Origin of the sequence: Pseudomonas sp. IT-P260 (assembly GCF_949768395.1) — a bacterium.
GTDB classification, from domain to species: domain Bacteria; phylum Pseudomonadota; class Gammaproteobacteria; order Pseudomonadales; family Pseudomonadaceae; genus Aquipseudomonas; species Aquipseudomonas parakoreensis.
This window is the reverse complement of the sequence record NZ_CATKPO010000022.1, coordinates 132994-145128: the sequence shown is the minus strand read 5'-3', so window position 1 is coordinate 145128 and position 12135 is coordinate 132994. Positions and strand designations below refer to the sequence as shown.

Annotated in this window: 12 protein-coding genes; 3 read left to right on the top strand and 9 right to left on the bottom strand. The window is 61.2% G+C overall.

Annotated features, from left to right (window positions below; translation table 11 throughout):
* Positions 1 to 584: 584 nt before the first annotated feature.
* Both ACM6HV_RS11470 and ACM6HV_RS11465 read left to right on the top strand, forming a co-directional pair.
* The gene (locus ACM6HV_RS11470) at positions 585 to 1349 is read left to right on the top strand and encodes an SDR family oxidoreductase (protein WP_041065617.1); all 765 of its coding nucleotides are present in this window, start codon (positions 585 to 587) and stop codon (positions 1347 to 1349) included.
* A 174-nt stretch (positions 1350 to 1523) separates the two neighbouring features.
* Positions 1524 to 2429, top strand: coding sequence for a cation diffusion facilitator family transporter (locus ACM6HV_RS11465; RefSeq protein ID WP_414904235.1), 906 nt, complete (start codon positions 1524 to 1526; stop codon positions 2427 to 2429).
* Positions 2430 to 2557: 128 nt separating this feature from the next.
* Here the strand turns inward: ACM6HV_RS11465 and ACM6HV_RS11460 are convergent, their stop codons facing one another.
* The 7 genes from ACM6HV_RS11460 to ACM6HV_RS11430 all read right to left on the bottom strand — a co-directional run bounded on the left by ACM6HV_RS11460 (position 2558) and on the right by ACM6HV_RS11430 (position 7888).
* Positions 2558 to 3691, bottom strand: coding sequence for an AGE family epimerase/isomerase (locus ACM6HV_RS11460; RefSeq protein WP_414904234.1), 1134 nt, complete (start codon positions 3689 to 3691; stop codon positions 2558 to 2560).
* Positions 3692 to 3874: 183 nt separating this feature from the next.
* A complete protein-coding gene (locus ACM6HV_RS11455) occupies positions 3875 to 4447 on the bottom strand; it encodes a HupE/UreJ family protein (protein WP_414904233.1) in 573 nt (190 codons plus the stop codon).
* Between the two features lie 27 nt (positions 4448 to 4474).
* On the bottom strand, positions 4475 to 5089 hold the full coding sequence (gene ureG, locus ACM6HV_RS11450) for an urease accessory protein UreG (RefSeq protein ID WP_047291004.1): 615 nt from the start codon (positions 5087 to 5089) through the stop codon (positions 4475 to 4477).
* Between the two features lie 11 nt (positions 5090 to 5100).
* Positions 5101 to 5775: an urease accessory protein UreF gene (locus ACM6HV_RS11445; RefSeq protein WP_041065598.1), complete on the bottom strand. Its 675-nt coding sequence runs from the start codon at positions 5773 to 5775 to the stop codon at positions 5101 to 5103.
* Complete coding sequence (gene ureE, locus ACM6HV_RS11440) at positions 5772 to 6272, bottom strand: urease accessory protein UreE (protein ID WP_003221180.1); 501 nt, start codon at positions 6270 to 6272, stop codon at positions 5772 to 5774. The genes ACM6HV_RS11445 and ureE overlap by 4 nt, the downstream gene beginning before the upstream one ends.
* Before the next feature lie 303 nt (positions 6273 to 6575).
* Positions 6576 to 7208: a TetR family transcriptional regulator gene (locus tag ACM6HV_RS11435; protein ID WP_007966952.1), complete on the bottom strand. Its 633-nt coding sequence runs from the start codon at positions 7206 to 7208 to the stop codon at positions 6576 to 6578.
* 173 nt (positions 7209 to 7381) lie between these two features.
* Positions 7382 to 7888, bottom strand: a complete 507-nt coding sequence (locus ACM6HV_RS11430) for a hypothetical protein (RefSeq protein ID WP_041065594.1) — start codon at positions 7886 to 7888, stop codon at positions 7382 to 7384.
* A 385-nt stretch (positions 7889 to 8273) separates the two neighbouring features.
* Here ACM6HV_RS11430 and ACM6HV_RS11425 point away from each other — a divergent pair, with 385 nt between their 5' ends.
* Positions 8274 to 10349, top strand: coding sequence for an AsmA family protein (locus ACM6HV_RS11425; protein WP_414904232.1), 2076 nt, complete (start codon positions 8274 to 8276; stop codon positions 10347 to 10349).
* 166 nt (positions 10350 to 10515) lie between these two features.
* Here the strand turns inward: ACM6HV_RS11425 and ACM6HV_RS11420 are convergent, their stop codons facing one another.
* Together ACM6HV_RS11420 and ACM6HV_RS11415 are read right to left on the bottom strand one after the other, a co-directional pair.
* The gene (locus ACM6HV_RS11420; RefSeq protein WP_003221186.1) at positions 10516 to 11049 is read right to left on the bottom strand and encodes a ferritin-like domain-containing protein; all 534 of its coding nucleotides are present in this window, start codon (positions 11047 to 11049) and stop codon (positions 10516 to 10518) included.
* Positions 11050 to 11140: 91 nt separating this feature from the next.
* Positions 11141 to 12100 carry a LysR substrate-binding domain-containing protein gene (locus tag ACM6HV_RS11415; protein WP_186448482.1) on the bottom strand — a complete coding sequence of 320 codons (960 nt, stop codon included), beginning with the start codon at positions 12098 to 12100 and terminating at the stop codon, positions 11141 to 11143.
* Between the last annotated feature and the right edge of the window lie 35 nt (positions 12101 to 12135).

Sequence of the window (12135 nt, the reverse complement as noted above, 5' to 3'; positions counted from 1 at the left end):
ACTTGTCCCCGTTTGCTGTGGAGCTGGCTGTGAATAACGTGGGAGTAGCTGGCTGAAGCCCTTGTTTGACGTGGCTTGCAGGCGGGTGATCGCTTTTTGATCAGGCGTTTTTGCGGGAGCTGTAGACGCTGTTGTCAACCTTTTTCTAGGCCGCGCAGTAGAGGCAATTCCATGTGAACAAGCCTGTGGATAAGTCTGTGACTAAACTCTGGAAAGACCGCGCTGAGGGCCGTAATTACTGGCCTCGCGCAATCACCGCACTGACCGGCCGGTCGTGCAAAATGCCATCTCCGGCACAACCGCGGCTTCAGGGTCAAGCAAAAAACTTTCTATTTCCCGCGCAAAGCCTTGTGTGGCGCGGCTTTGCGCGTTTCTACTTGCCCCCGGAAACTGTGGAAGGGATTGTGGATAACGTGCGTGCACATGGCTACAGGCCACGGCAGGTATGGCGTAGCGACGGTTGATCAAAATTTGATCGGAATATGTCCCGGTGCGGGTGTTGCTCGTAAATGCCGGGCCGGGCATGCTGGCTGCTGATTTTCTATTCCAATGGCTGCGCTGGCGGCCGACGCAAGGAGAACACGATGTCCAACACCCTGTTTATTACCGGCGCAACCTCCGGTTTTGGTGAAGCCTGTGCCCGTCGTTTCGCCGAGGCTGGCTGGAAACTGGTGTTGACCGGTCGTCGTGCAGAGCGTCTGAATGCCCTGTGCGCCGAACTGTCGAAGCAGACTGAAGTGCATGGCCTGGTACTCGATGTACGTGACCGCAAGGCCATGGAAGAGGCAATTGCCAATCTGCCGCCGTCGTTCGCCAAGCTGCGTGGCTTGATCAACAACGCCGGGCTGGCGCTGGGCGTCGATCCGGCACCGAAATGCGACCTCGACGACTGGGACACCATGGTCGACACCAACGTCAAAGGCCTGATGTACAGCACCCGCCTGCTGTTGCCACGGTTGATCGCTCACGGCCGTGGCGCCGGCATCGTCAACCTTGGCTCCATCGCCGGTAACTATCCGTACCCGGGCAGCCATGTGTATGGCGCGACCAAGGCGTTCGTCAAGCAATTCTCGCTGAACCTGCGCTGCGACCTGCAGGGCACCGGCGTGCGTGTCAGCAACATCGAGCCGGGTCTGTGCGAAAGCGAGTTCTCGCTGGTGCGCTTTGCCGGTGACCAGGAACGCTACAACGCCACTTACGCCGGTGCCGAGCCGATCCAGCCGCAGGATATCGCCGAAACGATTTTCTGGGTGCTCAACGCGCCAGCACACATCAACATCAACAGCCTGGAGCTGATGCCGGTGAGCCAGACCTGGGCCGGGTTCGCCATCGAGCGTAACAAAGCCTGACACCGCGTCATCGTTCTTCGCGAGCAGGCTCGCTCCCACATTGGAATGCATTTCAAAGTGGGAGCGAGCCTGCTCGCGAATAGGTCAAATCGGCCAAAACAGGACGATAGGGTAAACTACCCTCGCAATAACCCCACCGCACCCCGCGGTTTTCAAGGTTTTCGAGGAGTTAAAGTGAGTAACCGAGGTGAGCAGTCGCTGCTCAAACAATCGACCATCCTGATGTTCGCGGTGTCGATTGCCGGGATCGTCACCGGTTTTGTTTCAGGTTCGCAATCCATCCTTTTCGATGGTTTTTTCTCGCTGATCGCAACGTTCATCAAAGTACTGATGTTGATCACCGCCAGGCTGATCGCCAAAGAAAGCAATCATCGCTTCCAGTTCGGTTTCTGGCATCTGGAGCCGATGGTGCTGCTGATCGAAGGCAGTTTCCTGCTGTTGATCGCCATCTATGCGTTTCTTAACGGTGTGTTCGGCATCATCAACGGCGGCCGCGACATCGAGTTGGGGCTGGTGATCATTTATGCGGCGGTGTTTACCGTCGTCGAATTCGCCTATTTCTTCTACGTGCGTCGGCGCAATCGCAAACTCAAGTCCAGCCTGATCCAGTTCGACAACATCAGCTGGCTGGTGGACGCGATGCTTTCGGTCGGCCTGTTGATCAGTTTTCTCGCCGCGCTGCTGCTCAAGGCCCAGGGCTTCGACGAGTGGGCGAAGTTTGTCGACCCGCTGATCCTGATCGTCCTGGCGCTGACCATGTTGCCGCCGGCGTTCAAGATCCTCGGCCCGGCGCTGCGCGATGTGCTGGGTATTGCCCCGGATACGCTGGATGACCAGGTGCGTCAGGTCATGGAGGCGGCGAAGGTCGAACACGGTTTCGACGATTACGTGACCTACGTGCAGAAGCACGGACGGGCGCGGTTTATCGAGATTCATGTGGTGCTGCCGGCGAATTACCGGTTGCACAGCGTTGGGCAACTGGATGCGTTGCGGGAGGAGATTTCGGCGCAGTTGGGCGAGCCGGATGCGGCGCGCTGGTTGACCATCAGCTTCACCGGTGACAAGAAGTGGATTGCCTGATTCAGGGTTGCTGAAGCTCCTGTGGCGAGCGAGCTTGCTCGCGCTGGGCTGCGAAGCGGCCCCGGATTTTTGTGAGTGCTGCGCACTCCAGTGGGAGCAAGCTCCCTCGCCACAGATAGTTCAGTCAGCTAGCTCAGGTATTCAGCCAGCCCGCTATAGCACGTCGCCAAGTGATAAGGCGTGGTCGACGGCATGTCCTTGCGGCTGACCTCGCCCAGCTCATCCCGGCACTCATGCCACCCGCCCGCATGCAGAAACCGTTGCTGCAGCGCCTGCAACTGGCGCAGCACCGCGGCTTCGCTGTCCGGACGCAAGGTCAGGGCGCGCAAATATTCTGCCTGTGCCCAGATCCGCTGGGTCGAATCTTTCGGGCGACCATCCAGTTGCAGATCGAGCATCGCCCGCACCGCGCCCGAAGCGTGTTCAACGCCGAACTGCTCGGTGAAAGCGAACGCCCGGTCCAGCGCCGCGTGCAGTTTCGAGCCGCGCAGCAGTGATGACGACTCCAGCAGGAAATACCATTCGAACTGATGCCCCGGCTCGTACCAGTTATCCACAGCGCCCAGCGGTTTCTCCATCAGCACGCCGTGCTGTGGATCGACGAAGTGTTGCTGCATGCCTGTGCATAACTCTACGAGCGCGTGCTGCGTTGCCGCATTCTCGCGCACGGCGAGGGTGGCGAGGAACGCTTCCGCCAGGTGCATCAGCGGGTTTTGCAGCGGACCGCTTTGCAGGTTGCTCCAGTCGCGGTCCAGGCACGCTTCGTACAAGCCATCGCCAGTGGCGAAGCGCTGGCCGATCACTTCCAGTGCAGCGTTGAGCGTGGATTCCACCAACGGCTCGCGGGACTTGGCCCAGTAATGGGCGCAGGCGAACAGGATGAAGGCGTGGGTGTAGAGGTCTTTGCGCTGATCCAGCGGCTGGCCTTGCGCGTCGATGCTGTAGAACCAGCCGCCGTGCTCGGCATCGTGGAAATGCCGTTGCAGCGAGCGGAACAGCGCGGCGGCGCGCACCTCGGCGTTATCCACAACCCCGATCAGGCTGGAAAACAGGTACAGCTGCCGTGCGCAGGCCATCGCCCGGTAGCGTTGCGGTGGCAAGGGTTGATGCGCCGCGTCGAGTGCCTCGTAAGGCAGCGCCATGTCGGCGTTCCAGCCCGGGCCTTGCCAGAGCGGCACGATCACGTTCAGAAAGTGCTGTTGCACATCGCTGAACAGGGCGGTCAATTCGGGCAGGGAGGTGGAGCGGCAAGCATGGGGCATTGGCGGACGTCGTCACGGCTGGGGCGATTGCGCGACATGGTAGCAGAGCGGCGCCCGTTAGAGACGCGGTGTCTGTCAGTCCGCCTTCGCGAGCAGGCTCGCTCCCACAGTGGATTTGCAGCGTACACAAAACCTGTGGGAGCGAGCCTGCTCGCGAAGAGGCCAGTGGCAGGCGCTGGAGAATCAACCGGCCAGCAACCAGGCGCCGGTAACCGCCGAAGCAGCACCGGCCAGTCGCACCAGCGGCGCGGCCGCCTGAGGCAACACGCGCACCAGGCCATAACCCGCCGCATGCAGCGCTGCCGTCGCCGCGACAAAACCGGCGGCATACGCCCACGGGTTGCTCATGTCCGGCAGCTCCAGGCCGTGCGCCACGCCATGGAACAGTGCAAACAACGCCGTCGCCGCCACCGCCATCACCAGCGGTGGACGCACCGCCAATGCTACCGCCAGACCCAGCGCCAGCACCGAAGCAGCAATCCCGCTTTCCAGCGCCGGCAGTTGCAGCCCTTCAAAACCGAGCATGCCGCCGATCAGCATGGTGCCGACGAAGGTGCACGGCAGCGCCCAGCGCGCCGCACCTTGTTGCTGCGCCGCCCACAGGCCGACCGCAATCATCGCCAGCAAGTGGTCGAGGCCGCCGATCGGGTGACTGATACCGGCGACCAGCCCACTGTCGCCGTGGCCGGGGTGGGCGAAGGCGAGGGCTGGGGTCAGCAGCAGCGCCACGGCGCCGAGAATGCGTTTGAGTGTCATGGAGAAGCTTCCTTGTTGGTCAATGAATCAGGCGGCGTTCAGCAGGCCTTGGCGTTCGATGAAGGCAATGATGTCGTCAAGGCCCTGGCCGGTTTTCTGGTTGCTGAAGACGAACGGCTTGCCGTTGCGCATGCGCTGGGTGTCGCTGTTCATCATTTCCAGCGACGCGCCGACCAGCGGCGCCAGATCGATCTTGTTGATCACCAGCAGATCGGACTTGCAGATCCCCGGCCCGCCCTTGCGTGGCAGCTTGTCGCCGGCAGAGACGTCGATCACGTAAATGGTCAGGTCTGACAGCTCCGGGCTGAAGGTTGCCGACAGGTTGTCGCCACCGGATTCCACCAGAATCAGGTCCAGCCCCGGAAAGCGTCGGTTCAGCTGATCGACGGCTTCGAGGTTGATCGAGGCGTCCTCGCGGATTGCCGTGTGCGGGCAGCCGCCGGTTTCCACGCCGATGATCCGCTCCGGTGCCAGCGCTTCGTTGCGCACCAGAAAGTCGGCGTCTTCGCGGGTGTAGATGTCGTTGGTGACGACGGCCAGGTTGTAGCGATCACGCAGCGCCAGGCACAGGGCCAGGGTCAATGCGGTTTTGCCGGAACCGACCGGGCCGCCGATGCCGACGCGCAGGGGTTGTGTGTTCATGGTTTGTTCTCCTAAGAGCGAAACAGTCGGCTGTACTGGCGCTCATGCGCCATGCACGCCAGGGACAGGCCGAACGCGGCGCTGCCGATGTGTTCGGGATTAATGCGCGTGGCGTCCTGCTGCGCCTGTTGCAGCAGCGGCAGCAGTTCGCTGGTCAGGCGCTGGGCGGCTTGCTGGCCCAGCGGCAGGGTTTTCATCAGTACCGCGAGCTGGTTTTCCAACCAGCTCCATAACCACGCGGCGAGGGCGTCTTGCGGGCTGATGCCCCAGGCGCGGGCGGCGAGTGCCCAGCCGAGGGCCAGATGCGGTTCCGCGCATTGCTCAAGAAAGCGGCGGGCCGGCGCGTCGAGTTCCGGCAAACCGTTGAGCAACTGCTGCAACGAGTAACCCATCTGCCGGCTCTCCAGATGCAATTCGCGGGTCTCGCGGCTGGCCCGGTGGGTTTCGCAGAGATGCAGCAACTCGGGCCAGTTTTCCTCGGCCGCAGCCTGACAATGGGCGAGCAGCAGCGGCGCTTCGAAACGGGCGAGGTTGAGCAGCAGTTGATCGCTGATCCAGCGGCGGGCGCTGTCCGGGTTATTCACGCGGCCGTTATCCACCGCCATTTCCAGGCCTTGCGAATAGCTGTAGCCGCCAATCGGCAGTTGCGGACTGGCCAGGCGCAGCAGCGCCCAGGCCGGATTCACAGACGTACGCCGAACTGATGGAGTTTGGGCGCGTAGTTGAAATCTTCGTCGCCATGCCGCGAATGGTGATGGCCGCCGCCGTAGGCACCGTGTTCCGGCTGGAACGGCGCTTCAATCGCTTCGACCTGCGCGCCGAGCTGTTCGAGCATGGCCTTGAGCACATAATCGTCGAGCAGACGCAGCCAGCCATCGCCGACTTGCAAGGCGACGTGGCGGTTGCCCAGGTGATAGGCAGCGCGGGTCAGTTCGAAGGCATTGGCGCAGGTGACGTGCAGCAGTTGCTCGGGACGGGCGCAGACGCGAACGATGCGGCCGTCCTCGGCCTGCAGGCATTCGCCGTCATATAACGGTGCCTGACCGCGCTCCAGAAACAACCCGACGTCTTCGCCGTCGGCACTGAAACAGCGCAGACGGCTTTTGCTCCGCGCTTCGAAGGTCAGGTGCAACTCGGCGGACCAGACAGGTTGAGGGTCGATTCTGCGATGAATCACCAGCATCGGAAAGCTTCCAGCAGTGGACTGTAGAGAGGGCTAGAGCAAGGGGCTTGCCAACCGGCCGAGATGTAGGAAATCACTGTCGGAGCGTAGAGGATGTTTCAAGATGTTGCAGAATTTTGGAAGGTTTTGGTGCGTGAAGATTTTTACATGCACCAAATCGGCGCCGTGGCTCCGAACCCAATGTGGGAGCGAGCCTGCTCGCGAAAGCGGTGGGTCAGTAAATTGGAAGTTGGCTGACACGACGCCTTCGCGAGCAGGCTCGCTCCCACAGGGGAGTAGGGTGTGTCAGTAATAGGAGGGGAATTACTCGGTACTGCCCAGCCCTTGCCAGTGCTTGAGGCCGATAAAGATGAAGCGCAATTGCTGGGTGATCTTCGCCTGAGGTGTCAGATGTTCCGGCAGGGCCTCGGCGGGCGGGTCGATGATGTCCGGCAGGGTGGCGAACACCGATTTGACGATCAGGTCGGCGATCACGCTCAGGCCGGCCGCATCCAGATGTTGCAACTTGGGCATCAGCGTCAGGTCGGCCGCGAGGTCGGCGCTGATGTTCTCGCGCAGACGACCGATCGCCTGACGCACCGGCAGCGAGCCGCCGTACTGCTCGCGTGCGAGAAACAGAAATTGCGAGCGGTTGGCGCTGACCACGTCGAGGAAGATCCGCACCGACGCATCGATGATGCCGCCCATGACGAATTCGTTGTGGCGCACCAGGCGGATGGTCTCGCGGAAGGTCTGGCCGACTTCACTGACCAGCACCAGTCCCAGCTCGTCCATGTCGGCAAAGTGCCGATAGAAACCGGTGGGCACGATGCCGGCGGTCTTGGTCACTTCGCGCAGGCTCAGGCTGCCGAATCCTCGGCCGCTTTCCATCAAATGGCGGGCAGCGTCCATCAGGGCATTGCGGGTCTGTTGTTTCTGTTCGGCGCGGGGCAGCATCGCAAAGGCGTTTTCTTGAGCGGGACAAGCGCCGCACTCTAGCAAATCGGCTTTGCTGGCGTCGAACGGCAGGGGGAATGTCAGCGGTAAAAAAGGGTTTTGCAGATTGCCAGTGCTGAAAAAGTCAAAAGCCCAATCCGGTGATTGGGCTTTTTTTCCAGGCCGCCATGGGCTTAGCTCAAAGCGCTGTTGCGTTCGATCACACGGTCACCACCACCTTCGGCAACGGCTTGGCCCAGTGGGGTTTTGTCGAAACCGTCTTCGGCAAGGGTCTGGCCTTGTGGGGTGCGGTCACCACCACCTTCAGCGAGGGTCTGGCCTTGTGGAGTGCGGTCGCTGCCATCGGAAGCCAGGGTCTGACCTTGTGGAGTCTTGTCATAGCCGTCTTGCACCAGACCTTTCTCTTCCAGACGATCACGGCCGCCTTCTGCTACAGCTTGGCCTTGTGGCGTCTTGTCGTAGCCGTCTTGGACCAGGCCTTTTTCTTCCAGACGATTACGGCCGTTTTCAGCCAGGGTCTGGCCTTGTGGCGTGCGGTCGCCGCCATCAGCAGCCACAGTCTGGCTGAACACCGAGTGGCTGGATTTCACTTGTGGGGTAGCCTGATCGGCAGCGGGCAGGGCGAAAGCAGTGCTGGCTAGCATCGACAGGGTAAGGCTGAGCAGTAATTGGCGTTTCATGATGGGTTGCTCCTTGGGAGGGCGATAAAGTGGGTACGAAGCCAATGCTACTCTTGATAAGTCGATATAAAAGTTCATAAACGCAATGGTAATAATCAACAGAATTGATTGTTCTGCCGAGGCGCTCTAGCTCGGGCGTTTGCGGGCGGCGGTTTTGCACCGCAGTGGGTATTTTCGACTCACTCGCGCCTCGCAAATGTGCGGGTGGCGGTAACGCTGTTCGACCAATCGGTCAGCATTCGGGCGATTTTTTGCCACGGAATCTATATTCCGATTAAACCTGCGCACTGTTTGCCAGTCGTAGAATTCATGAGGGCCGCTTTGGCCCGCCGTTTCAGCTGTGCGTCGCGAAGTCGGCGTGCGGTCGTCATCAGGAGTTTTGTGCATGACGCGCACCGGGAAAATCTTCAGTTGGACCTTCGCCATCCTCGTACTGCTGCTGGCGGTACTCGTTCTGATCATCGTGTTCTTCGATTGGAACCGGATCAAACCGCCGCTCAACGCCAAAGTCTCGGAAGAACTGCATCGACCGTTTGCCATCAACGGCAACCTCGCGGTGATCTGGCAGCGCGAGCCGGACGAGGGCGGCTGGCGGGCCTGGGTGCCGTGGCCGCACGTGGTGGCTGAAGACCTGACGCTGGGTAATCCGGACTGGTCGAAGCAGCCGCAGATGGTCACGCTCAAACGCGTGGAGCTGCGCATCTCGCCGCTGGCCCTGCTGGCGCAACGGGTGACGATCCCGCGGATCGACCTGACCGAGCCCAACGCGCAACTGCAACGCCTGGCCGATGGCCGCGCCAACTGGACCTTCAAGTTCGACCCGAAAGACCCTCACGCCGAACCGTCGAACTGGGTGGTGGACATCGGCGCCATCGGTTTCGACAAGGGCCACGTCACGCTGGACGACCAGACGCTGAAGACCAATCTCGATGTGGTGATCGACCCGCTGGGCAAACCGATTCCGTTCAGCGAAATCGTCGGTGACAAAGCCGCGAAAACGGCCCAGGACAAAGGCACCGCGCCGCAGGACTATGCGTTCGCGCTGAAGGTCAAAGGCCAATACCACGGCCAGAGTCTCACCGGCCAGGGCAAAATCGGTGGATTGCTGGCGTTGCAGGACGCGAACAAACCATTCCCGCTGCAGGCCCAGGCGAAGATCGGCGCCACCAGCCTCGAACTCGCCGGCACGTTGACCGACCCGCTCAACCTCGGTGCCCTCGATCTGCGGCTGAAACTGGCCGGTGCCAGCCTCGGTAACCTCTACCCGCTAACCGGCGTGACCCTGCCGGACACGCCGCCGTATTCCACCGACGGTCATCTGATCGCCAAACTGCATGACACCGCCGGGGCGAAATTCACCTACGAGCAATTCAACGGCAAGATCGGCGGCAGTGACATTCATGGCGATCTGACCTACGTCGCCAGTCAGCCTCGGCCAAAACTCAGTGGCGCGCTGCTGTCCAATCAACTGCTGTTCGCCGACCTCGCGCCGCTGATCGGCGCCGACTCGAATGACAAGCAAAAGGCCCGCGGCGGCGATAGCAAGCAGCCGACCGACAAAGTGCTGCCGGTTGAAGAGTTCAAGACCGACCGCTGGCGCGCGATGGATGCCGACGTCGAGTTCACCGGCAAACGCATCGTGCACAGCGAAAAACTGCCCTTCACCGACCTTTATACCCACCTGAAACTCAACGACGGCGAGCTCAGCCTGGAACCGCTGCGCTTCGGCGTGGCCGGCGGCAATCTGGACGCGCAGATCCGCCTCAACGGTCGCGCCGAACCGCTGGAAGGGCGGGCCAAACTGACCGCGCGCGGGTTCAAGCTCAAGCAGTTGTTCCCGACCTTCGAACCGATGAAAACCAGTTTCGGTGAGCTCAATGGCGACGCCGATATCAGCGGCCGCGGCAACTCGGTGGCCAAGCTGCTAGGCGGCGCCAACGGCAACCTGAAAATGCTGATCAACGACGGTGCAATCAGCCGCGAGCTGATGGAACTGGCAGGGCTCAACGTCGGTAACTATGTGGTCGGCAAGATCTTTGGCGACAAGGAAGTGAAGATCAACTGCGCGGCGGCGGACTTTGATATCAAGACCGGCCTGGCGACCACCCGGTTGTTTGTGTTCGATACCGAGAACGCGATCATCTATATCGACGGCACGGCGAACATGGCCACCGAGCAACTGGACCTGACCGTGACCCCGGAATCCAAGGGCTGGCGTCTGATTTCGCTGCGTTCACCGCTGTACGTGCGCGGCAAGTTCATCAAGCCGGACGCCGGGGTCAAGGCTGTACCGTTGATGCTGCGCGGGGCGGGGATGGTTGCGTTGGGCGTGATTGCTGCACCGGCGGCGGGGCTGCTGGCGCTCGTGGCGCCGAGTGGCGGGGAGCCGAACCAGTGTGCACCGCTGCTTGAGCAGATGAAGGCGGGCAAGGCGCCCGTGACCGTCAAGCCAACCAAGTAAGGCAAGAGCAAAAGATCGCAGCCTGCGGCAGCTCCTACAGGAAGACCATTCCAGGCTGCGATCTTTTTGTTTCTGTAGCGGCCCCTTCGCGAGCAGGCTCGCTCCCACATTTGAAATGGATTCCAGTGTGGGAGCGAGCCTGCTCGCGAAGACGGTTTTGAAAGGCTTACAAGTCTTTCAGAATATCGGCCATATCATCGGCATGCTCTTCTTCCTGCGCGAGGATGTCTTCGAAGATGCGCCGAGTCGTCGGGTCTTTTTCGCCGATGTACTGAATGATCTCGCGGTAGCTGTCGATGGCGATCCGCTCGGCCACCAGGTCCTCATAGACCATTTCCTTCAAGGTGTTCCCGGCCACGTATTGGGCGTGGGACATTTTCGACAGCAGGTCCGGGTTGAACTCCGGCTCGCCGCCCAGTTGCACGATGCGCTCGGCCAGACGGTCGGCGTGTTGTGCTTCCTGGGTGGCGTGTTCGAGAAATTCGTCAGCGGCCACATTGGCTTTCAGACCGTTGGCCATGAAGTAGTGACGCTTGTAGCGCAGCACGCAGACCAGTTCGGTGGCCAGCGATTCGTTGAGCAGGCGCAGCACCTCTTCACGGTTGGCACTGTAGCTTTCGGTTACCGCGCCGTTCTCGACGTGTTGCCGCGCACGTTCGCGCAGGGTTTTGACATCCGACAAGTGCAGGTCATCGCTCATTTCGATCTCCAGGAGGCTAATCCAATGGGCGCCACGCTCTACAGGCGTGATCGCTTACCCTGGTTGTGAGTCCTGCGCGATGCAAAAAGTTTTACGAGATTTGCGCCGTCCCCCCTGTAGGCGCTGCCGAAGGCTGCGATCTTGGCGTCAGTCCGGACGACACGGCCTCCTCCTGCAACCAGGCAAAAAACGCCCGCACCGGCGGATGGCGCTCCCGTCCCGGCACACACAGCGCGCTGTAGCCGGCACCCTCAACCTGCACCTGCCCCTTGTACGGCACCAGTAAACCGCTGGCGACGCTCTGCGAGACCAGAATATTGCTCGCAAGGACCAAGCCTTGCCCGGCAATTGCCGCTTGCAAGGCGTAGTGCTCTTCGTCGTATTCGCGCATTGCGGGATGCTGGTTCAGCCAGTTCTCACCTGCGCGGGCGCACCACGCTTCCCAGCCGTGGGCATACAGCTTCGAGTTGTGCCAGCGCACGCTGATCAGCGCCGGCGTGCGCCGGGCGGCCAGCGCCACCTGCTCCGGTGAACCGTACACGCCGAACGACTCATCGAACAGGCACAAGCCGTAAAGATTGGGGTAGTCGTCAAGGCTGTAGCGCAGCACCAGATCGACGCTGGCGTCCTGATGCAAGTCGATGACTTCGCAGTGGGTATCGAGGCGCACGTTGATGTTCGGGTGCTGCGCATAAAAGCGCCCGAGGCGCGGTACCAGCCATAGCGCGGCGAAGGCGGCCGTGGTCGACAGCGTCAGGCTGCTGCCACTGCGTTGCGGGCGCAGGGTATCGACGCTTTGCGCCACTTCCAGCAGCGCGCCGTGCAGGCTGCGAAACAGCCGCTCGCCACCTTCGGTCAGGCGCACCTGACGCGGCAAGCGTTCGAACAGGGCGACGCCGAGCCAGTCTTCCAGCGTACGGATCTGATGAGAGATTGCCGTGGGCGTGACCGACAGCTCTTCGGCGGCGGCCTTGAAACTCAGCAGGCGCGAAGCGGATTCGAAGGCGCGCAGAGCGGTCAGCGGTAACGAGGCGAACATTGAAAACTCCATGGATGAAATGAATTCATCCCGACTGATTTTTGCTC